Here is a 24,962-nt window from a genome sequence, read left to right as displayed (position 1 = left end):
CCGAAAAAGGTGAACGATCCGCGGGGCCGGGGCGGCGCCGTCGCGGCTCCCGCGGCCCCCGCCCCCGGAGCCGGCCGCGGTCGACTACGCCCCGTCCCGGAGGAACGCCGCGACGGTCTCGGGGTCCGCGTCGAGTCCGCCGCCCTGCGCGAACGTGGGGCCGCCCCCGCCACCGCCGCCGAATTCGTCGGTCACCGCCGCGACGACCTCGCCGGCGTCCGCCGCGTCGGGGTCGGCGGTGGCGACCGCGAGGAAGGTGCTCCCGTCCTCCCCGGCGACGGCCGCGACGGCGGGCCCGTCCTCGGCCGCCACCAGCTCCGAGAGCGGCTCGCGCACGTCGTTCGGCCCGCCGTTCGCGACAGTCCCGACCGCCCACGCCGCCCCCTCCCGCTCGACGGTCGGGAGGTCGCGGAGGCGCGCGCCGAGGAGTTCGGAACGTAGCTCGCGGACCTCCGCGGCGAGGTCGTCGCGCTCCTCGCGCAGTCGCTCCGCGGCCGCCGGAAGCTCCGCGACGCTCGCGTCGAGCGTCCGGCTCGCCTCGCGGGCCGCGGCGTGGACCTCCGCGGCCTCGTCGACCGCGACCGGGCCGACCGCGAACTCGATCCGCGTCGCGTCCTCGCCGGGGTTCGAGCGGTCGAGGACGGTTATCTCGCCGATCTCCGCCGTGTTCCTGACGTGCGTCCCGCCGCAGGCTGCGGTGTCCCACCCCTCGACGGTGACGACGCGGACGGCGTCGGCGGCCGCCTCGCTCATCGCCCCCTCCTCGGTGCGGTCGTTGAACGCGATATCGTCGAGCGCGCGGGCCTCGGCGGCCGGCATCGCCTCCCACGTCACCGGCAGCGAGTCCCAGACCGCGCGGTTCGCCAGCCGCTCCAGTTCGACGAGCGCCGCGTCGTCGATGGGGTCGCGGGTCGTGAGGTCGACGCGGACCTTCTCGGTGCCGATGTCGAAGCCGGCGTAGCCGAGGTCGTCGAACAGCCGCCGCGCGGCGCCGTAGAGCACGTGTGAGGCGGTATGAGCGCGCATACAGTAGGTTCGGAAGGCGTCGTCGACGACGCACGCGACCGCGTCGCCGGTCGCGAGGTCGTGGTCCGCCGCGAGGTGGTGGACGACCTCGCCGTCGACCTCCTGCACGTCCGTCACCTCGACGCCGTCGATCGTGCCGCGGTCGGCGGGCTGGCCGCCGGACTCGGCGTAGAAGTACGTCTCGGCGAGCACGACCGCGCGGTCGCCGGCGCGCTCGACGGTCGTCTCGAACTCGCGGACCTCGGGCTCCTCGGGGGCGCGTGAGACGGGCATACCCGCTATCCAGCACGGGCGGCGAAAAAGCGTGTGGCTGCGGCAGGCGGCGCGGGCGACGGTGAGAGCCGAGGAAGCGGCCCTCAGTCCTCCAGTTCGAACGCGACCTCGACCTCGGCCTGATACTCCCGCTCGGGCGCGTTCTTCACCTCGACGCCGAACTCCTGTACCTCGGCCCAGTAGACGTTGTCGAGCGTGTCCTCGGCGCGGTCGACCGCGTCGTCGGCCGCGTCGTCGAAGCTCTCGGTGCTCGTCCCGATCAGGGTGATCTTCTTGTAGACCATGACGTGTGCTACTCCGGCGCACTCCTTCATAAAGCCACGCGCCGAGCGCGCGTCTGAAGCGGACCGGACCGACACAGGACGGGAGAGAGAAGTCAGCCGTCGCTCGACTCGTCGGTCGCATCGTCCGCCGGGTCCTCGGTTTCGTCCGTCGCCTCTCCGTTCGCAGATTCCTCCGTGTCTGCCGCCTCGTTTTCTGCATCCGCGGCTTCTTCCGTCTCTGCGGCTTCTTCCGTCCCCGCCGCGTCGGCGCCGTCAAGCTTCGTCCAGCGGCGCTCGATCTCGGCGTTACCGAGCACGCGGCGGTCGCCGTCCACGTCGAAGCGCGTCTTCCGCAGCTCGATGGCGTGCACCTCGCCGGTCGTGTCGCCCACGACGACCCGGTCGCCGGGGTTGAAGTCGGGGTCGCGGAGGAGGTAGACGCCGGAGACCGCGTCGGCGATCATCCCCGAGAGCGCGTAGGAGACGCCCAGCGCCACGAAGCCGGTCGCGGTGCCAAGCGCCGCGGCGATCCCGCCGAGCCCGACCACGGAGAGGAACGACAGCAGGACGCCGTACCACAGGAAGCCCGCGACGATGGTGGAGACGAACTGTCGGTAGACCGGCGAGTCGCCGGGGAGCGCGCGGACGAGCACGCGGTCGACGAGGGTCATCAGGACCTTCACGAGCACGGCGGCGACCGCGAGGAACAGGAGTCCCGAGGCGACCCGCGGCAGTGCGGCCTCGATGTTTCCGAGGAACTCCGAGAGAACGCGGACGGCGGCGTCGAGGACGGCGTTCATGGGAGCGCCGTCGCTCGGCGGTCACAAAAAACCGCGGCCGGTCCGGGCGTCGGGCCGGAGCGGCGGGATGTCGGCTCGGTGCGCACAAGACGCTCGGGCCGCTCGGGGCCCTCGGGTCGCTCGCGTCGCGTCAGGGACTGCCCGGGGCGCCCTGCATCACGGAGAACTCGCCCCCGCCCTCGACGCCGATGACCGCCCAGTCGAACGGCGGCTTGAGGTCGAGCAGGTGCTCGCGGAGGTCCGCGGCCGACTCGTCCCACGTGACGAAACAGCGGAGCTGCGGCGGGCTTCCACCGTCCGCCAGATACGGTTCCGGATCGGTGGCGTCGTCGGCGCCGAGCGGCGTCACGAGCACGCGTCGCCACTTGCGCTCGGCGACGAAGTCCGCCCCGTCCTCGGAGACGGAGTACCCTAGTTCGCGAAAAACGTCTCTGGCCTCGGTCGTCGGTGGCATGGTACCAGGGGCCATCTACCGCCACATACGTCGGCACCTGTGTTAAGCTTTACCACGGTGTGGGAACCCCGCGCCGACCGACCGGACCGCCCCGCGAGTCACTCGTGGGCGGCGTCCCACTCCTCGGGCTTGCGGATGTTGCCGCACTCGTTGCACTCGATCCGGCCCATCGTGTCCATCGCCGTGTCGAGGCTGCCGCAGTTCCCGCAGTAGAACCCCCATCGGTCGTCGCCTTCGGCGGTGACGTACACCGTGTGGAACGGTCCCTCGGAGCCGCGGTCGCTCGCCGCGCGCTCCACGTGGACCACCTCGCCGTCCGCCGTCTCCATCGCGTCGCGTTCCATACGGTACCCTCCGCGGGCGGAGGGCAAAGGCGTGACGGGCGCGGCGGAAACGGCGGGCCGGGGAACGAAAATCGCCGGAACGGAGAACAGGAATCGGCGCGGCCGGCGGGCGAGCGTCAGCGACTACGTCCGGAACGACTCGCCGCAACCGCACTCGGAGACGACGTTCGGGTTCTCGACGTGGAACCCCTCGGCCTGCAACCCGGCCTCGTAATCGAGCGTGCTCCCGCCGATGTAGTTTCGACTCGCCGGGTCGACGAAGACGCGTAGCCCGTGCGCCTCCACGACCATGTCGTCCTCCTCGGGCTCGTGGTCGAAGCGCATGCCGTACGAGAGCCCCGCGCAGCCGCCCTGCTGGACGAACAGCCGGAGGCCACCCTCGTCGATGTCCATCCCCTCGCTCTCCATGAGCGAGAGCGCCTCCTCGGCGGCCGCGGGCGTCACCTCGACGCCGGACGCGCCCCCTTCGCCGTTGCCGTCCGCGGTCTCCGTGCTCATGGCGAAAGGTATCCGCCGGAGCGTCATAACCCTGACGACGGTCCGACCGGAACGCCGGTTCCGCCGGTGGCCGGGGGCGACGGTCGCGCCGCTGCCGACGGAGACCGCTACTCGAACCGCTTTCGGACGCTCTCGGCGTGGGCCTCCAGCCCCTCCGCCTCCGCGAGCGTCGTCACCGTGTCGGCGATGTCGTCGAGCCCCTCGCGGTCCAGTCGCTGGACCGTCGAGGAGCGCAGGAACGTCTCCGTCGAGAGCCCGCCGTACCGCTTCGCGCCGCCGTTCGTGGGCAGGACGTGGTTCGGCCCGGCCGCGTAGTCGCCGGCCGCGACGGGCGAATAGGGGCCGAGAAACACCGATCCGGCGTTCGTGATCCGGTCGAGCAGTTCCTCGTCCGCCTCGGCCTGTATCGAGAGGTGCTCGGCGGCGTACTCCTCGGCGAACAGCACCGCCTCCGGCATCGAGCGCGCCAGCAGGACGCCCGAGGCGTCGTTGCCGAGCGCCTCGCGGATCGTCCCCTCGCGCTCGCGCTCCGCCGCGCCCGCGTCGACCGCGTCCGCGACCGCGTCCGCGAGGTCGGGGTCGTCGGTCACCGCGACGACGGAGGCGTTCGGGTCGTGTTCGGCCTGCGCGAGCAGGTCCGACGCGACCAACTCGGGATCGGCCGTCCCGTCGGCCAGCACCAGCACCTCGCTCGGCCCGGCGAGGAAGTCGATCTCGACGTCGCCGCGCACCTCCGCCTTCGCGGCCGTGACCCACCTGTTGCCGGGGCCGACGACCTTCGAGACGCTCGTGACGGTCTCGGTCCCGTACGCGAGCGCGGCGATGGCCTGCGCGCCGCCGACCGCGTACACCGCGTCCGCGCCGGCCTCGTGGATCGCCGCCAGCGTGACGGGGTTGATCTCCTCCGCCGGCGGGGTCGCGACCGCGACGTGGTCGACGCCGGCGACCGTCGCGGGGATGACGCCCATCAGCGCGCTGGAGGGGTACGCCGCTGCGCCCCCGGGGACGTACACGCCCGCGCGGTCGATGGGCCTGAACCGCCGACCGAGTTCGCGGCCCGCGCCGAACTCCTCGGTCCAGTCCTCGGGGAGCAACTCCTCGTGGAACTCGCGGACGTTCGCGGCCGCCTCGCGGATCGCGTCGAGCCGCGGGTCGTCCGCGTCCGCGAGCTCCTCGTGCGCGCGCTCCGCGTCGTCGGTGATATCGATGTTACCGAGCTCGACGCCGTCGAACTCGCTGGAGAACTCCCGGACGGCAACGTCGCCCTCCGTCCGCACTCGGTCGATGATCTCGCGGACGTCGCTCCGGGCCGACTCCACGCCCGCGTCCCGCTCGAAGAACGCGCGGCGCTCGTCCGGCGAGAGGTCCGCGACCTCGCGTACGTTCATGTGCCACACTCCGACGGCGACCTCAAAAGGGGTTCCGGAGTACGGGGCCGGCGGGCGGGAGGGACCGGCGAGCGGGACGGACTGGCGAGCGGGACGGACTGGCGAGCGGGACGGACAGCCCGCGTCACTCCTCCAGCGGCCGCACGCCGGTCAGATCCAGAAGTCCGCGGACGACGAGCGCCACGAGGAGCGCGGCCGCCGCGAACAGGACCGGCGCCGACAGCAGGACGGCCGTCTCGTAGCCGACGACCAACCGCGTCGTCCCCCGGATCAGGAACGACAGCAGCACCAGTCCGAACGCGAGCGCGGCCAGCCGGACGAAGCGGTCCCTGTCCATCGGGCGAGCCGTCGCGGGGCGCGGTCGTGGGCGTTTCGGTTCGCAGCGGGGCGTCGGCTCGACCGCGGCGTGACTCAAAAGTACGGTTCGAGCGTGAGGCTGTGGCCGTACTGCGCGTTGTGCGTCTTCACGTCGCACTCGAACCCGCCCTCGCTCTCCCGTAGGAACGTCAACCGCTCCGTGCGCTCCTCGCCCGTCTCGGGGTCCGGGTAGCGCACCGCGAAGACGTAGGGACTCGGCGCGGCGTCCGGGTCCGACACCTCGATCCGGTCGACGGCGTGGAGCGGGTTGGCGTCCGGCTCCGGCGCCGTCGTCCCGGTGTCGAGCACGCGGAGCACCGTTCCCTCCGCGAAGGGATGGCCGTCCGTCATACCCCGAACCCCACGCGCGAGGGGGAAATAGTTTGACGCCGCGCGGTCTCGGGCTCCGGCGCCCCCGGAGAGCCTCTCAGGCGACCTCGTACCGCCGCTCGTACTCGATGACGGTCGCGATCCGGTCGGCCAGCTCCGCGTCGAAGGCGGTCTCGACGACGTACAGCGCCAGGTCCAGCCCGGAGGTGACCCCGCCGGCCGTCAGCAGGTCGCCGTCGTCGACGACCCGAGCGTCCACGACCTCGGCGCCGGACTCGCGGAGTTCCTCGACCGCGGACGCGTGCGTGACCGCGCGCCGACCGTCCGTGACGCCGCCCTCCGCCAGCAGCATCGAGCCGGTACAGACCGAGGCGATTCGGACCCCGGCCTCGTGGAGCGCCGCGAGCGCCGCCGGGATGTCGCCCTTCTGCGCCTCCGCCCACGCGCTCGCCGCCTCGTCGCGGGCGGTCCAGCCGCCGCCGGGGACGACCAGCAGGTCGGGTGCGTCGGCGCTCGCCTCGTCCGACCCCGCGGCGACCGCCTCGGGGTCCACGAGCGTCCCGTCCACGCCCACCTCGGTTCCGTGGCTCGCCGTGACGGTCTCGCGCTCCTCGAGGGTGACGTAGGAGACCTCGACCGCGCCGTCGGTGTACTCGCCGGCGTAGTCGAACACCTCGTAGGGACCGATCCCGTCCAGCTCGTCGAACCCGTCGTACAACAGCACCTGCACGCGCATGGCCGGGAGAAGGGGCCGACGGGGGTTGAGCGTTGCCGTCGCGGCGACGTGCGGACGCGGTCGGTCGGCTGCGGGGAGGGGACGGAGGCCGGGCGAGTGGACGGATCCCGGCCGTCCCTCTCAGGCCCGCTCGGCCGGCTTCCGGAAGGGGTCGCCGTGGACGGCTCGGTAGACGCGCGGGAACAGCCCGAGTCCGAGCACCTCCGCGGCGCCGCCGCTGAGGAACGCCATTCCCCAGTTCCCCGCCTCGCCCGCGGCCGCGCCGACCGCGACGCAGGCGATCAGGAAGACGAGCGAGAAGTGCGCGACGCGGAGCGGCAGCGTCGAGAACTCGCCCCGCCGGGGCCACCCGCCCACGTCCACGGTGCGGGCTCGGTAGACCGCCAGCGAGATCGAGCCCGCGCCGATCGCGGCGAGCCCCGCGATGGGAACGGTGTCGGGATACAGCGCCTGTGCGAGGTACGCGACCACGAACGCGGGCGTCGAGAGGACCGACAGCTCCACGCCCGCGAAGAAGAACCGCTCGACCCACGCGGTCACCCCCTCCTTGTCGTCGACGTAGAGGGATCCGGTTCCGTCGCCCGACATCATTGGAGCCTGTACCGCAAGATTGCGGCGATGCCGCCGAGGTTCGAGAGCTGTTCGCCGGGCGCGAACTCCGAGGAGAAGACGACCACGTCGCCGCCCTGTCGCTCGACCGACTGGATCACCTCGTTCACGTCGATCGCCCAGTCGCCCTCGCCCTGTCGCTCTGTGCGGAGGCGCTCGTCGACGACGAGCAGGGTCTCGACCGCGCCGAACTCGGCGGCCTCGGCCACGTCCTCCGGACCGTATGTCGCCTTCGCGCCCTGGGCGATGTTCTCGGTCAGCTGGTCGATCAGCTCCGCCTCCTTCGAGATGCGGGTCTCCTTCTGCACCTCGTCGACGGCGCCGCGTTTGAGCACCTCGTGGACGCCGCGGTCGCCCACGGCCGAGGTGTCGACGGTGGTGATCCGCTCGGCGAGGTCGCGGAACTCCTCCTCGACGTAGTCGCGCGCGTCCTGCTTCGTGAACCCCGGCCCGGCGAGGATGATCGCGTCGGGGTCGAGGTGCGCGAGCGCGTCGCCTAGCTCCTCGAACAGCTCCTCTCGCGGGCGGGAGTACTCGCCCTTGCCGGTGGGCTTGGTGAAGGAGGCGTACTCCTCGGTGCCGTACTGCTGGACCGTGTGGATCGAGGCGGCGCCCTCCTCGACGGTGGCGATGGCCACGTCGGGGTTCTCGGCGGCCTCGGTGGCCTCCTCGATGCGCTCGGTCTGGTCCGGCTTGAAGTGCTTCTCGACGACGAGCTCGTCGTGTTCCTCCACGTTGAGGGTGTGGTGCTGGCCGAGTTGGTCCTCGCGCGAGCAGCCGACGATGACGCCGCCGACGCGGAGGCGGTTGGCGAACCGCGCGAACTCCACGTCCGCGACCTCCAGCGTGACGTGGATGTGCTCGCGCTGGCCGCCGGTGTCCCGCATCTGGTCGTCGTTGCGCTGGATCCGGCGCGTCGTGTCGCCCTCCACGAGGTCGCCCGGCTCCAGCACGTGCGCGAGGTGCCAGAGGTCGTCGACGTTCTCGGGGACCAGCGTGAGCCGTTCCCGGCCCTCCTCGCCGTACCCCCGGTTCGCGATGCGCATACCCGGCGTTCGGGCGGTCGCCTATCAACCCTTGTCCTTCGCGGTCGGTCGTCCGGCGGTCGTCCCGCGGTCGTTCCGCGGTCGACCGCGGCCGCCCGGAGCCGCCCCCTCCCGCACCTGCGAGCGCCGTCCCGCAACCGCTTTGCCGCCCGCGCCGCGCCTTTCCCGCATGAGCGACCAGTCCGACGGCGGCAAGGTCTCGCGGGCGTTCTTCGAGGAGCGGATCGCGCCGAACCTCGGCGCGGAGCGCGCGGACGTGGCGCTCGGCCCGGCCCACGGCTGCGACTTCGGCGTCATCCGGCCGGCCGGGAGCCCCCACGCCACCGTCCTCGCGACCGACCCGATCTCGGTCCTCCCCGATCTGGGCCTTGCTCGGGCGGGCCGGTTCGCGCTCCACGTCGTCCTCTCCGACGTGGCGGTGTCGGGGGTCGCGCCCTCGCACTTCTCGATCGCCTTCTCGCTCCCGGAGTCGATGACCGACGACGAGTTCGGTGCGGTGTGGGAGGCGGTCCACGAGGAGTGTGAGCGGCTCGGTATCGCGGTGACGACCGGTCACACCGCGCGCTACCCGGGCGCGACGCTCCCGTGGGTCGGCGCCGCGACCGCCATCGGCGTGGGCGACCCCGACCGGGTCGTGCGCCCGGACGGCGCCCGCGTCGGGGACCGAATCGTCGTGACGAAGGGGCCGGCCGTGGAGTCGGTCGGCCTGTTCGCGTCGCTGTTCCCCGAGGCGATCGACCTCCCCGCGGAGACGGTCGCGACGGCGCAAGAGCGACTGGACGACGTGCGCCTCGTCGGGGACGCGCTCGCGGTCGCGGAGACGGCGCGGGAGGCGGTCGGCGACGGAACCGCCGGTGTCCACGCCATGCACGACGCCACAGAGGGCGGGCTCCTCGGCGCGTTCCACGAGATGGCGGGCGCCGCGGGCGTCCGGTTCGCGGTCGAGACGGATGCCGTCCCGTGGCAACCGGGCGTGAGCGCGGTCTGTGACGCGCTCGGGATGGACCCCTGGCGCGCGACGACCGCGGGGACCCTGCTGGCGTCCGTCGCGCCGGAAGCCGCGGACGCGGTCGTCGAAGCCCTCCGCGACCGCGGCACCCCGGCCGCGGTCGTCGGCGAGGTGCAAGAGGGCGAGGGGGTCACGCTCGATGGAACCGAGACCGAAGCGCCGACCGGCGACGCCTCGTGGCCCATTTACGCGGACCTCAGCACGCGTGAAACGACCGATTGAGACCGATACTTAGTGGAGTACGGTAGTTGTTCTGCTTTTCTGTCAGATTGTGCTTCTGTAACTGCTGTTGAGCCTGCTGCTCTCGACACCGACGTCTAGAAAGCCCCAGCCGGCTCGACCGCACCGCAGGCCTCGCACCTCCCCAGCCTCGGCGGTGGCGCGGCCGCGAAACCGCACCACAATGCGGCCGCGCCACCGCCGCCTCCCTCGCGCGGTCGCGGCGACACGCTCCGCGGTCGCCGCGGCGCGCGCCGACCGCACAGCACCGCAACCGCACCGCTCCGCGACCGCACAGCACAGCACCGCCGCGAGTTTCAGAAATGTGGGAGTTCTGGGTCGGTCTGTAACACGCAGTATCGCTGTGGGTCATCGCACCGATCCGCGGTCGACTACATTTAACCGTCCGCGCGGGAACGTCCCGGTAATGGCCATCGATCCGAATTTCGAGACCAACCGCGAGCGCGTCGGGGAGGAGGACGGCGTCGCCGTCTGGGGTCCCGTCGACCCGCCCGAGAAGCAGGGGATCCGCGGGACGCACGTCGCGGTCGACTTCGACATCTGTCTGGCGGACGGCGCGTGTCTGGAGGACTGCCCGGTCGACGTGTTCGAGTGGGTGGAGACGCCGGGACATCCGGAGTCCGAGCGCAAGGCGAACCCGATAGACGAGGACCAGTGTATCGACTGCATGCTCTGTGTCGACGTCTGTCCGGTCGACGCCATCGACGTGGACCCCGGCCGCGAGAACCGGATCGACTGAGCGTCCCTTCTTTCACCCCGACGAGTCGGGGTCCTCGCCGCGAGCGCGTTTGAACATCGCCAGCGCTTCCTCGCGGCGCTCGGAGTGGTCCACGATCGGCGCCGGATAGTCGGGCGCGGCGCGGTCGCGTTCCGCCTGCGAGCGCTCGTGCCACGAGTGGATCGTCTCGGGGTCGACGCCCCGGAGTTCCGGAACGTACTCGGTGATGTACGCGGCGTCGGGGTCGTAGCGTTCCCCCTGCGTCATCGGGTTGAAGATCCGGAAGTACGGCTGCGCGTCGGTCCCCGTGGAGGCCGCCCACTGCCAGCCGCCGTTGTCGTTGGCGGTGTCGTGGTCCACGAGGTGCTCGCGGAAGTGGGCGTACCCCTCCCGCCAGTCGATCAGGAGGTCCTTCGTGAGGAACGCGGCGACGATCATCCGCACGCGGTTGTGCATGTACGCCTCCGCGCTGAGCTGGCGCATCCCCGCGTCCACGATGGGGTAGCCCGTCCGCCCCTCCTTCCAGGCCACGAGCGCCTCCGCGTCCTCGCGCCACGCGATGGGCTCCTCGTACGACTTGTAGTTCTCCGTCACCACCTCGGGGTTGTGGTACAGCACCTGCGTGTAGAACTCGCGCCACGCGAGTTGGCCCTGGAACTCCGTGACGCTCTCCGCGGCGTCCGCCTCGGGGCGGTCCGCGGCCGCGTCCAGCGCTTCTTCCGTCGCCGCGTACGCCTCGCGGACGCCGATCGTCCCGTACTTGAGGTCCTGCGAGAGCCGCGAGGTGGCCGACTCGCCGGGGTAGTCGCGCGCCTCCGCGTAGCGGAACACGTCCTCGGAGAGGAACCCGTCGAGGCGTTCGCGCGCGGCAGCTGTCCCCGCCTCGGGGAGGTCGGCGTCGGGTTCCGAAAAGCCCAGGTCCGCGGGCTCGGGGAGATCCGCGAGGAGCGCGTCCAGTTCGCCGCGTGCGCCCTCGAACTCGTCCGTGGAGGCGAGGTCGTCCCCGTCGGGGGTCGGCGCGGGGTCGTCCGCCTCGCGGTCGTCCCACTTCTTCCAGTAGTAGGTGTAGACGGAGTAGGGGTCGCCGGCGTTCGTCCGGATCGAATCCGGCGTGTGCAGGACGGCGTCGTGGTGGGCCTCGCGCGGCACGTCGGCCTCGTCGAGCGCCTGCCGGACCGCGGCGTCGCGACGCCGCGCGAGCCCGGAGTAGTCGCGGTTCCAGACGACGCGGTCGGCGTCGAGTTCGTCGGCCAGCGCGGGCACGACCGCGGTCGGGTCGCCGCGCGCGAGGAGCAGGTCGCTCCCGCGGTCGCGGTACGCCGCCCGGAGCGCGTCGAGCGCGTCGAGCAGGAACCCGACGCGGGGCGCGCCGGCGTGCTCGAGCACCGCGTCGTCGAACACGAAGACGGACGCGACCGCGTCGCGGTCGGCCGCGGCCGCGAGGCCGACGTTGTCCGCGACGCGTAGGTCCCGTCGATGCCAGAACAGCTCCATGGATCCCCATGGGGCGTGCACTACCTGAAAGTACGGGAGAGCGACGCCGACGGGACGACCGCGCGACGCCCCGACGACCGGAGCGCGGGACCGCCGACCGCCACGGTCGGAAGGGCTACCGGAAGGCGAACACGGCCCAGCACGCCGCGAATCCGGCCACCAGCGCCGCCGACAGCGCCGCCACCCCCATCGCGCGGCCGACTCGGAGGAGGACGGCGCCGCTCGTCACCGCCAGCAGGCTCGCGAGGAGGAACGCGACGTACGCCCGCAGGTAGGTGCCGAGGATCGGCGTGTTCCGGAGCGCTCCCAGGGGACCGCGCACGTCCGGAACCGCGTCCGTCTCACGCAAAAGGGTTCTCCCCGCGTCCAGTGCTGCGGCCCCGCGCTGCGCCCCGATCCGCCACCCACGCTTATGAGCCGCCGGCGGGTTCGGGGGGTATGGACCGCGCGCTGCATCTCCCGGTCGCCTCGCTCCCGCGCCTCGACGACGTGCTGGGGCTGTTCGAACGCGGCGAGGCCGCCGGCTACGACGCCGCCTACCTCCCCGAGACGTGGGGCCGCGACGCCGTCACGACCCTCGCGCTCGCGGCCGAGCGGACCGAGACCATCGACCTCGGCACCAGCATCCTCAACGTCTACTCCCGCTCGCCCGCGCTCGTCGGGGCGACCGCCGCCACGCTTCAGGAAGCCGCAGACGGCCGGTTCCGGCTCGGGGTCGGCCCGAGCGGCCCCGCGGTGATCGAGAACTGGCACGGCGTCGACTTCGGCAACCCGCTCCGCCGTACCCGCGAGTACGTCGACGTGATCCGGCAGGTCCTCTCCGGGGAGGAGGTGACCTACGAGGGCGAGTACGTCGACCTGCAGGGGTTCCGACTGCGCTGTGCGCCGCCCGACCCCGCCCCGCCGGTCGAAGTCGCGGGCATGGGCCCGAAGGCGGTCGAACTCGCCGGTCGCTTCGGCGACGGCTGGCACGCCCTGCTGTTCACGCCCGACGGCCTCCGCGACCGACTCGACGACCTCGCGCGCGGCGCCGAGTTGGGCGACCGCGACCCCGACGACCTCCGGACCGTCCTCTCGCTCACCTGTTGCGTGCTGGAGGACGGCGACCGCGCCCGCGAGTTGGCCCGTCGACATCTCGCCTTCTACGTCGGCGGGATGGGCACCTACTACCGCGACGCGCTCGCCAGACAGGGGTTCGAGGAGCGCGCGAACGCCGTCCACGACGCGTGGCAGGCGGGCGACCGCGAGGCCGCGCTCGCCGCGTTCGACGACGACCTGCTCGACCGGCTGGCGGTCTGTGGAACGCCCGCGGAGGCCGAGGTCGCCCTCGACCGCTTCGCGGCCGTCGAGGGGCTCGACGCCGCCGCGGTGTCGTTCCCGCGCGGCGCCGAGGTGGACGAGATCCACGAGACCATCGACGCGCTGGCGCCCGTCTGAGCGGTCGGCGGCGGAGCGCTCCGTCGCGTTCGACCGCCCCGACCGCGTCGGGCGCGAGGCGAGTCAGAACAGGCGCCGTTCGAGCGCCCGCCGGAGCCGCCCCGGCTGTTGCTCCCCGTAGACGACCAGCGTTCCGTGTTTCGCCGTGATCGCCGCGGGGTCGGAGCCGCGGCCGAACAGCCGGTCCGTGAGGTCGCGCTGAACGCCGCTGACGACGAGGACGTCGGAGTCGGCGGTCGCGATGTCGATGGCCTCGTCGGTCCCCGACTCGACGACGCGCGTCGTGACCGGGGCCTCACACAGCGCCGCGAGGTCGGCGAGGTAGTCGGCGGTCGTGTTGCGGCGGCTCTCCGGCGGGTCCGCACCGACGGGGAGGTAGAACGTCACCGTCCCGCCGACCGCCGTGGCGAGCGCGTCCGCGAGCGCCACCTTCGCCGGGTCGAACGGCCCCTCGTCGGTGACGACGCCGATGCGCTCGGCGGCGTCGTGGTCGAGGTTCGAGACCTCGACGACGCTGCAGGGCGCGTGGGCCTCGATCCAGTCCACGTCGCTCCCGAGCACCGTCTCCGACCCGGTCGAGCGCTCGATCAGCAGGGTGTCGGCGCCGACCGACGCGGCGTAGTTGACGATGGCGTGGCGGGTGTCGTGGCTGACGACCTCGCCGTACCGGACCGGGATCTCGGAGTCGGTCGCCCGGTCGGCCATTCTGGCCTCGAACGCCTGATCGGCCTCGGTGAGGACGGACGCGGACTGCGGGAGCGGCGTCTGGTCGGGCGTCTCGTCGAACTGCGCGACCCTGACCCCGCCCTCGCGCGTCCGGGCGAGGTCGGTCGCGAGGTCGATCAGCGACCGCTCGACCGCGGGCGGCGTCCGCTCGGTGACCGCCACGAGGACCTCATCCCCGGCGGTGCCGATCTCGGTCTCCGTCTGTTCGACCACGTCGCGGCCGACGCTCCGGCGGACGGCGTCGGTCATCGCCCCCTCGCGACCCACGCCGCCCCGCCGGTAGACGAAGAGGTAGTACCAGGCCATCGACCCGAGGATGATCGCGACGGCGCCGACCAGCGGGACGAACCCGATGTACCGGAGCAACACCAGTCCGCCGACGATCCCGACCAGCTGTGGGACGGGGTACAGCGGGGACTCGAAGCTCGGGTCGTACGCCTCGATGGACCCCTGCCGAAACGCGATCAGCGCGACGTTGATCAGGATGAACACGAGGATCTTGAACGCGCTGGCGAGTTTGGCGATGTCGTCGATGGGGACGAACGCGACGAGGACGAGCAGTACGCCGCCGGTGATCGTGATCGCGTTGACCGGCGTCTCGAACCGGTCGCTGACGTCCTCGAAGATGTCCGGTGCGAGCCCGTCGCGGCTCATCGCGAACGGGTAGCGCGACGAGGAGAGGATCCCGGCGTTGGCGGTGCTGATCAGCGCCAGCAGTGCCGCGACAACGACGGCCGCGACGCCGGCCGCGGGCAGCGCGTTCTCGGCCGCGACCTGCATCGGCGTCTCGGTCGCCGTGAGCGCCGCCTCGTCGGCCACGCCCACCATCACGGTCACGATGGCGACGTAGATGCCGGCGGTGATGACGAGCGACCCGAGGATCCCCAGCGGGAGGTTCCGGTCGGGGTTCTCGACCTCCTCCGCGACGCTGGCGATCTTCGTGACGCCGGCGTAGGAGACGAACACGAACCCGGTCGCGCCGAGGATCCCCGCGATTCCGTCGTCGAAGAACCCCTCGAAGCGGGCGCCCTCGACGCTCGGTGCGCCGGCGACGATGAACCAGACCATCACCGTCAGCATGACCGCGACGATGCCGATCTGCATCCGGCCGGTCTGTTTCGCCCCGACGACGTTCAGGACGATGAGCAGGGACGCGACGGTGAGCGCGACCGGCGTCACCGGCAGGTCGAACAGCAACACCAGGTACGGCGCCCCGCCGACCAGCGCGAGCGCCCCCTTGAACGTCAGCGAGAACCACGTCCCGACGCCCGCGATGGTGCCGAACAGCGGTCCCATCGCCCGCTCGATGTAGAGGTAGGTCCCCCCCGCCTCGGGCATCGCGGTCGCCATCTCCGACTTGCTCAACGCGGCGGGCAACACCAGCACGCCCGCGAGGAAGTACGCGAACACGACGGCCGGCCCGGCCATCCCCATCGCCAGCCCCGGCAGGATGAAGATGCCGCTACCGACCATCGCGCCGATGCTGATCGCCGTCACCTCCGGTAGCCCAAGGTCGCGCTCGAGTTGCTTGCCCATCAGGTGGCGGGACGTACAGCGGTACCGTCGTGTCCGCTCGGTCCGGCCGTCGAAGAGTGCTCAGTCATGATCGACCGGTCGTTGACGCATACCGAACACGTGTCGGCGAATACCGATAAAGGTGGTCGCTCCGGCGTACTTCGGGATCGCGATACGTCGACGGAAAAAGCGTACAGAAACGGTGTGTGACCGCTCGGCTACCTCAGCACTCGGACCAGCCGCACGACTCGCAGGTCTTGCATCCCTCCGAGTAGTAGAGGCTCATCGAACCGCAGTCCGGGCACTCGGGGGACTCGCCGGCCGCGATGAGGTCCTGCGTGCTGTCGTCGGCGTCGGCGGCCTCCTTGCCGCCCGCGGCCGCGCTCGGACCGCCCGCGGAGACCGAGGCGCCGGCGTCCGCGTCGACCGCGCCGCCGTCGGTGTCGGCGGTCGGGCTCCCGCCCTCGTCCACGTCCGCGAGGGACTGCTGCTGGGGGATCCCCTTGTCGATCTCGTCGTCGAGGTAGCGGCGCAGGGCCGTGCCGATGGCGTCCGGGATGGACTGGATCTGCTCGCCCTTGTCCCACGCCACCTTCGGGCTGCGGGTGCCCTGCAGCTCGTCGACGACCTCCTCGGGGTCGACGCCGCTCCGGAGCGCGGTCGAGATGACCTTCGCGAGCGCCTCCGTGAAGGAGTTAGTGTAGCCGCCGGAGTGGCCGATGTTCGCGAACAGCTCGAACGGCCGGCCGCTCTCGTCCTCGTTGACGGTGACGTAGAGCTTGCCGTAGCCGGTCTCGACGCGCTGGGTCACGCCCGAGAGCGCGTCCGGACGGGGCTGGGTCTCGGTGTAGTCGACCGAGGGCTGCTCGCTCGCCTCGAGCAGGCTGTCGACCTCCGCGTCGATCTGGGCCCGCACGTCCTCGTTGTCGAGGAACGCCTCGAGACCGCCGAAGACCTCGTTGATCTGCTCGACGATGGTCTCGGCCGCCTCGGTCTCGTCCGCGAACTCCGTGTTCTGCGCGCGGGTCGTGAGGACCTGCTTCGAGCGCGTGCCGTCGCGGTAGACGGTGACGCCCTTCCCGCCGTGGTCGTAGATGTAGCGGTACACCTCGTCCATGTCCTCCTTGCTCGCGGAGTTGGGGAAGTTGCAGGTCTTCGAGATGGCAGAGTCGACGCCCTCCTGGCAGGCGCACTGGACCGCCGCGTGCTGCTTGCCGGAGAGGTCGCCGGTGACGACGAACAGCTCGCCGATGGCGTCCGGGACCGTCTCCAGCCCCTCCACGCCGTCGAACTCGTTGTCCGCCATCTGTGCTTGCGCCTCCTTCTTGACCTCCGTCACGTCGAGGTCGTTGGCCTCCAGCGTGCGCAGGAAGTAGTCGTCGAACTCGACGAGCATCTCGTCGCCCTGTACGTCGTCGGAGACGTTCTTGTAGAACGCGACGTTGTAGATGGGCTCACACCCGCCCGTCGTGTTACCGATCATCGACGTGGTGCCGGTCGGCGCGATGGTCGTCGTGTTGTGGTTCCGGATCGTGAACCCGTCTTCCCACTCGTCGGCGTCGAGGCCGGTGTGGTGCTCGAACCAATCGGGGTACTCCGTCGGGTTGGCGTACTTGGAGTCGTCCCAGTCGTTGAACGTGTCGCGCTCCTCCGCGAGCTCGTGGGAGGCCCACTTCGATCCGTGGTTGATGTGGGTCATCAGCTGGCGCGCGACCTCGTTACCCTCGTCGGTGCCGTACCGGATGCCGAGCTGGACGTACAGCTGCGCGAGGCCCATGACGCCGAGGCCGATCTTCCGCATGTCGCGGACCTTCTGCTCGATCTTCTCGACCGGGAAGTCCGACATCGTGACGACGTTCTCGAGGAAGCGCGTGCCGTACGCGATGCGGTCGTCGAACTCCTCGTAGTCGAGCGCCTCCTCGAGGAACGCGTCGACCGCGTCCGCCTGCGAGTCGTACTCGTCGGCGTGTTCCTCGGACCAGACGCGCCAGTCGGGCGCGTCCTCGGCCGCGAGCGTCGAGAGGTTGATGTGGCCGAGGTTACAGGCCTCGTACTCCTCCAGCGGCTGCTCGCCGCAGGGGTTCGTCGCGAGGATGCGGTGGTCGGGGTGCTCCTCCACGTCGAAGGAGTGCTTCTTGTTGACGCGCTCGAGGTAGATGACGCCCGGCTCGCCGTTCTCGTGGGCGCCCTCGACGATGTGGTCCCAGAGCTTCTCCGCGGGGACCGACAGCACCTCGCCGACCTCGACGTGCTCGCCGAGGCCGAACATCTCGTAGATCTCCTTCGTCTCCGGCGTGGCGACGTGGGGCTCCTCCGTCCGCGGGTTGGTGAAGGTGAACTCCTCGTCGTTGTACAGCGCCTCCATGAAGTCGTCGGTGACGCCGACGGAGATGTTGAAGTTCGAGAGGTGGCCCTCGACCGCGTTCCGGAGGTGCTTGGGGACGCGCCCCTCGTCGTCGATCAGCTCGCGGGCCTCCTCCAGCGCCTCCTTGAAGGAGTTGTGCGTGAAGTCGTCCGGGTCGTTGAGCCGGAGCGAGTGCGCCAGCGAGACGTCCTTGTTCTTCGCGTGGATGAACTGGATGACGTCCGGGTGCGAGACGCGCATGACGCCCATCTGCGCGCCGCGGCGCGCGCCGCCCTGCGCGATGGTCTCGCACATCTGGTCGAACGTCCGCATGAACGTGATCGGACCGGAGGCGATGCCGCCGGTCGAGCCGACCGCGTCGCCGTACGGGCGGAGCTTCCAGAAGGCGTAGCCCATGCCGCCGCCGGACTGGAACACCTCGGCCGCCTCCTTGGCGGTCTGGTGGATGTCCGTGATGTCGTCGCCGGGGGAGTCGACGAAGCAGGCGGAGAGCTGCTGGAGCTCGTCGCCCGCGTTCATCAGCGTCGGCGAGTTCGGCATGAACGACAGCGACTCCATCCCCTCGCGGAACTGGTCGGCCACGTCCTGGACGTGATCGCGGACCTCGTTCGGGAGTTCGGGGACGACCGTGTCGTACGCGAACTTGTTGACGTTGTGCGCCGTCAGCGCCGTCTCGACGTCGTCGTCCGCGGAGACGCCGGCGCCGAAGACCTCCTCGGCCAGCTCGTCGCGACGGGGGTGGTCGGGCTTGAGCTGGTCGGGCGTGACGGTGACCTCGACGCCCTGCTTGTCGGCCTCGAAGACGGCCTCCGCGAGCGCGACGTTCTTCGCGACGCGGACGAACAGCTCCTCCTGCGTCTCGACCTGGTTCCCGTCGGCGTCTTTTCGGAGGTAGCGCGCGGGGAGGATGTTGTGGTAGGCGTTCTCCGTGAGCCGGTCCTCCAGCGTCTCGCCGGTGGTGCGTTTGATCGGCAGCTCGACTTCGTCCGTGGAGAGGTCGCTCCCGCTCATTGCGCGGTCACGTCTCCCCGAGTGCGTGGTGAATCGGTCATGTATCGTGATGTCGTACTGGTGAGTTGGACCCCTTAGGCGTTGCGTTCCCGGTCCATTTGGGCGTGGAACTATCCGATCCCTTATGGGATCACTGCGGCGCGGCCGAGCGGCTCCGCGCCTGTACGTGTTCGTAGTGCGGGCGGGGTCTACATAAGGATGGCCCCTCCGCAGTGAAAGTGGATCGAGAACGATCAAACCGCACGAGGGAGTCGTCCTTTACAGTCGAACGGAAGGGGCGTTCGCGGTCGACCGGCCGCCGCGCAGTCGCCGTGCGGGGCCGCCGCACCGACCGCGGCGGCCGTCCCGCCGAAAACCCGTTCGGTCCGCCGACGTATCAGATAAACAGAACCGGTCGAGTCGGGCGGATCGCACGCCACCAGGGCTGGCTCGCGGGACGACGGATCCTCGGTCGGTTCGGCGAACCGGTCGGCCCGCAGAGGGGTCCGCGCCGAGCGCGCGCGCCGGCGCCGCTCCCCGGTCCTCGGTCACCGCGTGGCCGGCGCGCGCGACGTCGCGCCCGCGACCTCCGTGAGGAAGTTCCGGATCACGTCGTGGCCGACGCCGGTCAGCACGCTCTCGGGGTGGAACTGGACGCACTCCAGCGGGTACGCCTCGTGGCGCACGCCCATTACGAGCTCCGTCCCGTCGTGGTCGGTCGTCGCGCTCACGTCCAGGCAGTCCGGCACTTCGGTCGCGACCAGCGAGTGGTACCGCCCGGCGCGGAACCCCTGGTCGAGCCCCGCGAACACCCCCTCGCCGTCGTGGTCGACCGGGAACGCCTTGCCGTGGATCGGCTCGGGCGCGTGGCCGACCGTCCCGCCGTACTCGTAGACGGCCGCCTCCAGCCCGAGACAGACGCCGAGCGTCGGGACCTCGGGCGACAGCTCGCGGAGCACGTCCGTCGTCACGCCCACGTCGCGGTCGTTCTTCGGATGGCCCGGACCGGGACTGATAACCAGCGCGTCCGGCTCCGCGGCCGCGACCGCGTCGACCGAGGCGGTGTTCTTCAGCACCTCGGTCGTCACGCCGCCCTCAACCGGACACTCGGAGACGTACTCGACGAGGTTGTAGGTGAACGAGTCGAAGTTGTCGACGAAGACGACCTTCATTCCTCGGCCCCCGTGCCCGCGGCGGGCGCGTCCGCGAGGGACGCGTCGTCGTCCGGCTCGACCCGGATCCGGTCGATGGCGTCGAGGACGCCCCCCATCTTCTGTTCGGTCTCGGCGTACTCCGCGGCCGGTTCGGAGTCCGCGACGAGGCCCGCGCCGGCCTGCACGGTGATGCGGTCCGCGGACGCGTCTCCATCCGCCTCGCCGTGCTCGTCGACCGACACGCCGTGCTCGACCGTCGCGGTCCGGATCACGATGGCGAAGTCCGCGTCGCCGGTCCACGAGTAGTAGCCGACGCCGCCGCCGTAGGCGCCCCGCGGCTCCCGTTCGAGGTCGTCGATGATCTCCATCGCGCGCACCTTCGGCGCGCCGGTGAGGGTACCGGCCGGGAACGAGGCCCTGATCGCGTCGACCGCGTCGTACTCCCCGTCCAGCGTCCCCGTCACGGTCGACTCGATGTGCTGGACGTGGCTGTACTTGAGGACGTTCATGAACTCCTCGACGCGGACGGAGCCGGGCTCGGAGACGCGGCGCACGTCGTTGCGCGCCAGGTCGACGAGCATGGTGTGCTCGGCGCGCTCCTTCTCGTCCGCGAGCAACTCGCCCGCGAGCCGACGGTCCTCGACCGGGCTCTCGCCGCGCGCGCAGGTCCCCGCGATGGGGTTCGAGACGACGCGGTCGCCTCGCACCGACACCAGCGTCTCGGGGCTGGCGCCGACGATGGTCCGGTCGTCGTGGCGCAGCAGGTACATGTACGGCGAGGGGTTCACGTCCCGCAGCGCGGCGTACAGCCCCATCGCGTCCACGTCGCCGGTCAGCTCCCGCTTGCGCGAGATGACGCCCTGATAGATGTCGCCGTCGAGGACGTGCTCCTTCGCCGCGCGCACCGCGTCCTCGTAGGCCTCCTGCGGCCCCGCGCGCTCCTCGGTCACGCGGACCCCGCCGGGCTCCGGAGTGTCGGCGGTCCGGAGGTCCGCGGCGACCGCCTCGGCCTCCGCGGCGAGCTCGTCGTACACCGCGCCGGCGTCGTCCCCCTCGCGCACGACCGGCGTGAACACCAGGTCGACGGTCCCCTCCACGTCGTCGAAGACGACCGTCCGCGTCGTGAGCGCGAACTCCGCGTCAGGGAAGTCGGTCTCCGGGCGCTCGACGCCGACCTCCTCCAGCCACAGGTCGTAGACGGCCTCGTAGGCGAGGAACCCGACGAACCCGCCGGAGAGCGTCTGTCTGTCCCGGTCGGGGAAGTTCCGGCGCTCCACGCTCGGGAACGCCTCGCGCACGCGGTCGAGCACGTCCGCCGGCTCGCCGTCCGCCGGTTCGCCGTCCGCTCGCTCGTCCCCCACGAGGGCCGCGGCCGGGCCGAGTCGCTTCACGTCGGTCCGGTCGGGGTACACGGAGACGACCGCCTCCGGGTCGTAGCCGACGAACGAGTAGCGCGCGTGTTTGTCGGCGTCCGTGACCGGCGCGAACGCGCCGTCGGGGTCGCTGGAGGCGACCTTCTCTGCCGACTCCAGCAGGAAGCCGTGGGGACTGTCGCCGACGAGCGTGGCGTACGCCGTCAGCGGCGTCACGTCCGGGTCGAGTTCCGCCGCGACGCGCACCACGGCCGGGCCGTCGGCGTCGGCGGCGTGCTCGACGAACGCCTCACGCGAGAGGTCCAGTTCCGTCACGCGACCTCGACCTCCCGACCCGCGTTGGCGACGAACCGCGCGACGGCGTTGTGGTCCTTCTCGCCGCCGCGCAGCTCCACGCCGGAGGCCACGTCGACCGCGAACGGGTCCGCGGTCGCCACCGCCTCCGCGACGTTGTCCGGCGTGAGGCCGCCCGCGAGCACGACCGGCGAGACCAACCGCTCCGCGAGCCGACCGGTCGCCTCCCAGTCGTGGGTCTCGCCCGTCCCGCCCGCGCCCGACTCCGTCGTGGAGTCGACCACGAGCGCGTCGGCCGCCTCGTCCAGTCGCTCCGCGCGGCTCTCGTCGTCCGCGTCGACGGCGAGCAGCACCTTCACGCCGGTCTCCGCGCGGACGTAGCCCACCTCGTCGGCGGTCCACTCGCCGTGTAGCTGGACGGCGTCCGGCTCGACCGTCCGCACGAGTTCGACCGCGCGTTCGGCCGAGTCGGGCATCGTCACCAGTGTCGCGGTGACGAACGGCGGCACCTCCGCCAGCAACTCGGCCGCGACGGCGGGGTCCACCTCGCGAGGCGTATCGACCGGAACTTCGGCGATCACGCCGACCGCGTCGGCCCCCGCCTCGACGGCCGCACGCAGGTCGGCACCGCGCGTCAGCCCGCAGATCTTCGCTCTGGCCATCAGTTCGCGTCCGCCCCCGCGGCGGCGTCCGGCTCCGCGCCCGCACGGTCCGCGTCGTCACCGCACAGCGCCTCGAACTTCGCGGCCGCGTCGCCCTCGTCGATGGCGGCGGCCGCGCGCTCGACGCCGGCCTCCAGCGAGTCGGCGAGTCCCGCGACGTACACCGCCGCGCCCGCGTTCGCCAGGATCAGGTCACGCTTCGGGCCGGTCACGTCGCCGCGGACGATCCCCTCGAGGTCCGCGGCGTTCGCCTCGGGCGTGCTCCCCGAGACGTCCTCGATCGGCGCCCGCTCGAGGCCCAGGTCCTCGGGCGCGATCGCGTACTCGGTCACCTCGTCGCCGTCGACCTCCGCGACGGTCGTCTCGTCGTGGAGCGCGATCTCGTCCATCCCCGACCCGTGGACCACCAGCGCGCGCTCGACGGGCATGTGTGAGAGCGCGCGGGCGATCTGCGGGACGAGTTCGGGGTCGTACACGCCGAGCACCTGCGCGTCGGCGCCCGCGGGGTTCGTCAGCGGCCCGAGCACGTTGAACACCGTTCGGATCCCCAGCTCCTTCCGCGGGCCGATGACCGCCTTCATCGCGGGGTGGAACACCGGCGCAAGCATGAACCCGATGCCGTCGCGCTCGATCGCCTCCTCGACCGCCGGCGGCTCCGCTTCCACATCGACGCCCGCGACCTCCAGCACGTCTGCGCTCCCCGAGGAGGAAGAGACGGAGTAGTTGCCGTGTTTCGCGACCGCCACGCCCGCGCCCGCCGCGACGATGGCCGCGGTCGTGGAGACGTTGATCGTGTCGTAGTCGTCGCCGCCGGTGCCGCAGGTGTCGACCAGCGGCGCGCCGTCGGGCTCGATCGTCCGCGCCACGTCCCGCATCCCCTGCGCGAAGCCGGCGATCTCCGCCTCCGTCTCGCCCTTTGCGCGCAGCGCGGTCAGCAGCCCGCCGATCTGCGCCTCACTCGCCTCCTCGAAGACCTGCCGCGCCGTCTCCCGCGCCTCCTCGACCGTCAGGTCCTCCCCCTCCGTCACGCGCTCGATGGTGTTCTGGATGTTCATTGTGGGCACCAATGTATAGGTTCGTCTTACGATGTACAAGTCTGTACATCGATTTAAGGCTTCCCCTCGACCTTTTTCTGCGGTCGGGTTCGCGCGCCGCAGGCGGCGCGCTCACCGCTCCTTGAAAAATGTCGATCAAAAAGGGGCCGCGGTCGGCGCTGCGGGCGCTGCGCGCCCTCGCGCCGCCGCGGTACCACAACCTCGACAGAAAACCGCACCGCGACCGCCCTGCGCCGCATCCGCACCACACCGCATCAGCACCGCATCCGCACCACACCGCACCCGCACCGCATCCGCACCACACCGCACCTGCACCGCATCAGCACCGCATCGGCCGGATTTTCTGTGGATCGGTGCGGCTCCACCCGTGAGTCCACCGCCGACCGCGGGCGAGAAAAATTCGGTCGCGGTCGCCTTCGAGGCGCTATTCGACGTAGTCGTACTGCCGCTCGTTCATCCGGCCCCAGCCCGTGAAGACGAACTCCTCGGAGGGCGTGGTGAACTGCTCGATCATCTCGTGTCCCACGTCCTCGTCGTACTCGTGAACGTCGTGAACGTCCTCGTACTCGCTCCACGTCAGGTCGTAGCGGGCCGCGAGCTGCTCGTCGATGTCGAGCGCCTCGACCTCCTCGCGCCAGCCGTCCTGCACCGTCTCGGTGTGGATCTCCGCCTGCGCGCCGGAGCCGTAGGAGCCGACCAACAGCGTCTCGCCCGCGAAGTCGAGGTCCTTCTCGACCGCGTCACGCAGCGCGCTCACGCGGGCGACGTGGACGGAGCCGGTGTACCAGTTGCCGACCTTGCTGGACAGCTCCAGCGTCGGCTCGACGGTCTTCGCGTACCAAGTCTGGTACTGTTCGGTGTCCTTCAGCTCGTCCATGTGCTCGCGGATCGCCTCCTCGTAGGCCTCGCGGTCCTCGTACTCGTCCTCGCGCGGCTGGCGGCCGATCTCCTCCGCGAGCTCCTCCTCGCGCTCCGTGTCGCGGATGACGTGTCTGTACGCGAGTAGGGCCGCCTTGCGGACCATCCCCGGGAACGGCGTGTGGAACGGGGCGTACTGGAAGTCGTCCAGTTCGATCTTGCCCGCGACCGACTCGTAGTCCTCCAGCGCCTCGCGCATGCGAGCGAGGTACACCTGCATCGAGCGCTTGCCGTCGACGGAGGGGAACTGCTGGTTCGGCTTCAGGAAGTCCGTCTCGTCCATCGAGCCGTACCCCTGGTCGTCCGAGAGCGCCACCAGGTCCGGGTCCTCGTCGATGAGCATCGCCACCGCGCCCGCCCCCTGCGTCGCCTCGCCGGGGTCCCCGCGGGCGTACAGCGCGGTGTCGGTACAGATAACGAGCGCCGCGCGGCCGCGGTTCCGCCCCGCGCGGATCCAGTTGTAGGCGTCGTCGATGGCCTGCGTCCCCGCGACGCAGGCGAACTTGCGCTCGCCCTTGTTGGCGTGGCGGAAGTCGCCGTCGTAGACCTGCTCCAGACAGCCCGCGATGTACGTCGAAACGGGCTTCGAGTGGTCGAACGCGGACTCCGTCGCCACGTCGATCCGACCGATCTCCGACGGCGACAGCCCCTTGCGGTCCATCAGCTGCTTTGCCGCGTTGGCACCCATCGTGACGATGTCCTCGTACACGTCCGGGAACGAGGAGTCCTGTAGGCCGAGCCCCTTCGTGTACTTCTCCGGGTCGTCGCCCTTCTCCGGCGCGAACGTGTTCGGGAGGTCGAGCTTCAGCTTCCCCGTTCGGATCTCGATGGCGTCGATGCCGACCGTGGTCATGCCCGATTCTTCACGAAGCGGGCATATGGGCTTGT

Annotated in this window: 23 protein-coding genes and 1 pseudogene; 3 read left to right on the top strand and 21 right to left on the bottom strand. The window is 71.1% G+C overall.

The window, feature by feature from the left end; translation table 11 throughout:
* Window positions 1-84: 84 nt before the first annotated feature.
* From ACQE3L_RS13225 to ACQE3L_RS13170, 12 genes and pseudogenes are all read right to left on the bottom strand, one after another.
* Window positions 85-1,299 (bottom strand): alanyl-tRNA editing protein, encoded by a 1,215-nt coding sequence (locus tag ACQE3L_RS13225; RefSeq protein ID WP_426964343.1) that lies wholly within the window; start codon window positions 1,297-1,299, stop codon window positions 85-87.
* 83 nt (window positions 1,300-1,382) lie between these two features.
* Window positions 1,383-1,583, bottom strand: a complete 201-nt coding sequence (locus ACQE3L_RS13220) for a dodecin (RefSeq protein WP_426964342.1) — start codon at window positions 1,581-1,583, stop codon at window positions 1,383-1,385.
* Between the two features lie 245 nt (window positions 1,584-1,828).
* Window positions 1,829-2,362 (bottom strand): annotated as a pseudogene (locus ACQE3L_RS13215) (mechanosensitive ion channel domain-containing protein); the annotation flags it as partial.
* 130 nt (window positions 2,363-2,492) lie between these two features.
* Complete coding sequence (locus tag ACQE3L_RS13210; protein ID WP_426964341.1) at window positions 2,493-2,831, bottom strand: DUF7116 family protein; 339 nt, start codon at window positions 2,829-2,831, stop codon at window positions 2,493-2,495.
* Between the two features lie 83 nt (window positions 2,832-2,914).
* On the bottom strand, window positions 2,915-3,160 hold the full coding sequence (locus tag ACQE3L_RS13205; RefSeq protein WP_426964340.1) for a DUF5816 domain-containing protein: 246 nt from the start codon (window positions 3,158-3,160) through the stop codon (window positions 2,915-2,917).
* A gap of 123 nt (window positions 3,161-3,283) precedes the next feature.
* Entirely contained in the window at window positions 3,284-3,658 is a 375-nt protein-coding gene (locus ACQE3L_RS13200) for a HesB/IscA family protein (RefSeq protein WP_426964339.1), read from the bottom strand.
* A gap of 107 nt (window positions 3,659-3,765) precedes the next feature.
* Entirely contained in the window at window positions 3,766-5,046 is a 1,281-nt protein-coding gene (gene hisD / locus ACQE3L_RS13195; protein WP_426964338.1) for a histidinol dehydrogenase, read from the bottom strand.
* A gap of 124 nt (window positions 5,047-5,170) precedes the next feature.
* A complete protein-coding gene (locus ACQE3L_RS13190) occupies window positions 5,171-5,383 on the bottom strand; it encodes a hypothetical protein (RefSeq protein WP_426964337.1) in 213 nt (70 codons plus the stop codon).
* Between the two features lie 74 nt (window positions 5,384-5,457).
* Window positions 5,458-5,754, bottom strand: coding sequence for a hypothetical protein (locus ACQE3L_RS13185; protein WP_426964336.1), 297 nt, complete (start codon window positions 5,752-5,754; stop codon window positions 5,458-5,460).
* 76 nt (window positions 5,755-5,830) lie between these two features.
* Complete coding sequence (locus ACQE3L_RS13180; protein WP_426964335.1) at window positions 5,831-6,469, bottom strand: DJ-1/PfpI family protein; 639 nt, start codon at window positions 6,467-6,469, stop codon at window positions 5,831-5,833.
* Window positions 6,470-6,589: 120 nt separating this feature from the next.
* A complete protein-coding gene (locus tag ACQE3L_RS13175) occupies window positions 6,590-7,060 on the bottom strand; it encodes a DUF8215 family protein (protein ID WP_426964334.1) in 471 nt (156 codons plus the stop codon).
* Complete coding sequence (locus tag ACQE3L_RS13170; protein WP_426964333.1) at window positions 7,057-8,124, bottom strand: mRNA surveillance protein pelota; 1,068 nt, start codon at window positions 8,122-8,124, stop codon at window positions 7,057-7,059. The genes ACQE3L_RS13175 and ACQE3L_RS13170 overlap by 4 nt, the downstream gene beginning before the upstream one ends.
* Window positions 8,125-8,293: 169 nt before the next feature.
* Between ACQE3L_RS13170 and ACQE3L_RS13165 the strand changes: the two genes are divergently transcribed.
* Both ACQE3L_RS13165 and ACQE3L_RS13160 read left to right on the top strand, forming a co-directional pair.
* Window positions 8,294-9,355, top strand: coding sequence for an AIR synthase family protein (locus tag ACQE3L_RS13165; RefSeq protein ID WP_426964332.1), 1,062 nt, complete (start codon window positions 8,294-8,296; stop codon window positions 9,353-9,355).
* Between the two features lie 424 nt (window positions 9,356-9,779).
* Window positions 9,780-10,112, top strand: a complete 333-nt coding sequence (locus ACQE3L_RS13160) for a 4Fe-4S dicluster domain-containing protein (protein ID WP_058367018.1) — start codon at window positions 9,780-9,782, stop codon at window positions 10,110-10,112.
* A gap of 12 nt (window positions 10,113-10,124) precedes the next feature.
* Here the strand turns inward: ACQE3L_RS13160 and ACQE3L_RS13155 are convergent, their stop codons facing one another.
* Window positions 10,125-11,585, bottom strand: a complete 1,461-nt coding sequence (locus ACQE3L_RS13155; RefSeq protein ID WP_426964331.1) for a cryptochrome/photolyase family protein — start codon at window positions 11,583-11,585, stop codon at window positions 10,125-10,127.
* Between the two features lie 115 nt (window positions 11,586-11,700).
* Window positions 11,701-11,907 carry a hypothetical protein gene (locus tag ACQE3L_RS13150; protein ID WP_426964330.1) on the bottom strand — a complete coding sequence of 69 codons (207 nt, stop codon included), beginning with the start codon at window positions 11,905-11,907 and terminating at the stop codon, window positions 11,701-11,703.
* A gap of 116 nt (window positions 11,908-12,023) precedes the next feature.
* Between ACQE3L_RS13150 and ACQE3L_RS13145 the strand changes: the two genes are divergently transcribed.
* Window positions 12,024-13,022 carry a TIGR04024 family LLM class F420-dependent oxidoreductase gene (locus ACQE3L_RS13145; protein ID WP_426964329.1) on the top strand — a complete coding sequence of 333 codons (999 nt, stop codon included), beginning with the start codon at window positions 12,024-12,026 and terminating at the stop codon, window positions 13,020-13,022.
* A gap of 63 nt (window positions 13,023-13,085) precedes the next feature.
* On the opposite strand, the gene ACQE3L_RS13140 is transcribed toward ACQE3L_RS13145, so the two are convergent.
* From ACQE3L_RS13140 to hmgB, 7 genes are all read right to left on the bottom strand, one after another.
* A complete protein-coding gene (locus ACQE3L_RS13140; protein ID WP_426964328.1) occupies window positions 13,086-15,284 on the bottom strand; it encodes an amino acid permease in 2,199 nt (732 codons plus the stop codon).
* Between the two features lie 202 nt (window positions 15,285-15,486).
* Complete coding sequence (locus ACQE3L_RS13135; protein WP_426964327.1) at window positions 15,487-18,639, bottom strand: adenosylcobalamin-dependent ribonucleoside-diphosphate reductase; 3,153 nt, start codon at window positions 18,637-18,639, stop codon at window positions 15,487-15,489.
* Window positions 18,640-19,166: 527 nt separating this feature from the next.
* The gene (gene trpG, locus ACQE3L_RS13130; protein WP_426964326.1) at window positions 19,167-19,790 is read right to left on the bottom strand and encodes an anthranilate synthase component II; all 624 of its coding nucleotides are present in this window, start codon (window positions 19,788-19,790) and stop codon (window positions 19,167-19,169) included.
* Complete coding sequence (gene trpE / locus ACQE3L_RS13125) at window positions 19,787-21,460, bottom strand: anthranilate synthase component I (protein ID WP_426964325.1); 1,674 nt, start codon at window positions 21,458-21,460, stop codon at window positions 19,787-19,789. Before trpE ends, trpG begins: the two co-directional genes overlap by 4 nt.
* The gene (locus tag ACQE3L_RS13120; RefSeq protein WP_426964324.1) at window positions 21,457-22,101 is read right to left on the bottom strand and encodes a phosphoribosylanthranilate isomerase; all 645 of its coding nucleotides are present in this window, start codon (window positions 22,099-22,101) and stop codon (window positions 21,457-21,459) included. The genes trpE and ACQE3L_RS13120 overlap by 4 nt, the downstream gene beginning before the upstream one ends.
* On the bottom strand, window positions 22,101-23,156 hold the full coding sequence (gene trpD, locus ACQE3L_RS13115) for an anthranilate phosphoribosyltransferase (protein ID WP_426964323.1): 1,056 nt from the start codon (window positions 23,154-23,156) through the stop codon (window positions 22,101-22,103). Before trpD ends, ACQE3L_RS13120 begins: the two co-directional genes overlap by 1 nt.
* 424 nt (window positions 23,157-23,580) lie before the next feature.
* Window positions 23,581-24,927: a hydroxymethylglutaryl-CoA synthase gene (gene hmgB / locus ACQE3L_RS13110; protein ID WP_426964322.1), complete on the bottom strand. Its 1,347-nt coding sequence runs from the start codon at window positions 24,925-24,927 to the stop codon at window positions 23,581-23,583.
* Between the last annotated feature and the right edge of the window lie 35 nt (window positions 24,928-24,962).

The sequence above is a fragment of the Haloparvum alkalitolerans genome (assembly GCF_050122995.1).
Taxonomy (GTDB): domain Archaea; phylum Halobacteriota; class Halobacteria; order Halobacteriales; family Haloferacaceae; genus Haloparvum; species Haloparvum alkalitolerans.
Note: the sequence above shows the minus strand (reverse complement) of the source record. Positions and strands in the feature narration are given on the sequence as shown.

Bases quoted from the DNA above. Each gene is read 5' to 3' on its own strand.
- ACQE3L_RS13180 (WP_426964335.1), bottom strand. From the start codon at position 6,469: ATGCGCGTGCAGGTGCTGTTGTACGACGGGTTCGACGAGCTGGACGGG.
- ACQE3L_RS13120 (WP_426964324.1), bottom strand. From the start codon at position 22,101: ATGGCCAGAGCGAAGATCTGCGGGCTGACGCGCGGTGCCGACCTGCGT.
- ACQE3L_RS13175 (WP_426964334.1), bottom strand. From the start codon at position 7,060: ATGATGTCGGGCGACGGAACCGGATCCCTCTACGTCGACGACAAGGAG.
- ACQE3L_RS13185 (WP_426964336.1), bottom strand. From the start codon at position 5,754: ATGACGGACGGCCATCCCTTCGCGGAGGGAACGGTGCTCCGCGTGCTC.
- trpD (WP_426964323.1), bottom strand. From the start codon at position 23,156: ATGAACATCCAGAACACCATCGAGCGCGTGACGGAGGGGGAGGACCTG.
- ACQE3L_RS13205 (WP_426964340.1), bottom strand. From the start codon at position 3,160: ATGGAACGCGACGCGATGGAGACGGCGGACGGCGAGGTGGTCCACGTG.
- hmgB (WP_426964322.1), bottom strand. From the start codon at position 24,927: ATGACCACGGTCGGCATCGACGCCATCGAGATCCGAACGGGGAAGCTG.
- ACQE3L_RS13190 (WP_426964337.1), bottom strand. From the start codon at position 5,383: ATGGACAGGGACCGCTTCGTCCGGCTGGCCGCGCTCGCGTTCGGACTG.
- ACQE3L_RS13220 (WP_426964342.1), bottom strand. From the start codon at position 1,583: ATGGTCTACAAGAAGATCACCCTGATCGGGACGAGCACCGAGAGCTTC.
- ACQE3L_RS13145 (WP_426964329.1), top strand. From the start codon at position 12,024: ATGGACCGCGCGCTGCATCTCCCGGTCGCCTCGCTCCCGCGCCTCGAC.
- ACQE3L_RS13135 (WP_426964327.1), bottom strand. From the start codon at position 18,639: ATGAGCGGGAGCGACCTCTCCACGGACGAAGTCGAGCTGCCGATCAAA.
- ACQE3L_RS13170 (WP_426964333.1), bottom strand. From the start codon at position 8,124: ATGCGCATCGCGAACCGGGGGTACGGCGAGGAGGGCCGGGAACGGCTC.
- ACQE3L_RS13140 (WP_426964328.1), bottom strand. From the start codon at position 15,284: ATGGGCAAGCAACTCGAGCGCGACCTTGGGCTACCGGAGGTGACGGCG.
- ACQE3L_RS13200 (WP_426964339.1), bottom strand. From the start codon at position 3,658: ATGAGCACGGAGACCGCGGACGGCAACGGCGAAGGGGGCGCGTCCGGC.
- ACQE3L_RS13160 (WP_058367018.1), top strand. From the start codon at position 9,780: ATGGCCATCGATCCGAATTTCGAGACCAACCGCGAGCGCGTCGGGGAG.
- hisD (WP_426964338.1), bottom strand. From the start codon at position 5,046: ATGAACGTACGCGAGGTCGCGGACCTCTCGCCGGACGAGCGCCGCGCG.
- ACQE3L_RS13210 (WP_426964341.1), bottom strand. From the start codon at position 2,831: ATGGCCCCTGGTACCATGCCACCGACGACCGAGGCCAGAGACGTTTTT.
- ACQE3L_RS13165 (WP_426964332.1), top strand. From the start codon at position 8,294: ATGAGCGACCAGTCCGACGGCGGCAAGGTCTCGCGGGCGTTCTTCGAG.
- trpG (WP_426964326.1), bottom strand. From the start codon at position 19,790: ATGAAGGTCGTCTTCGTCGACAACTTCGACTCGTTCACCTACAACCTC.
- ACQE3L_RS13225 (WP_426964343.1), bottom strand. From the start codon at position 1,299: ATGCCCGTCTCACGCGCCCCCGAGGAGCCCGAGGTCCGCGAGTTCGAG.
- ACQE3L_RS13155 (WP_426964331.1), bottom strand. From the start codon at position 11,585: ATGGAGCTGTTCTGGCATCGACGGGACCTACGCGTCGCGGACAACGTC.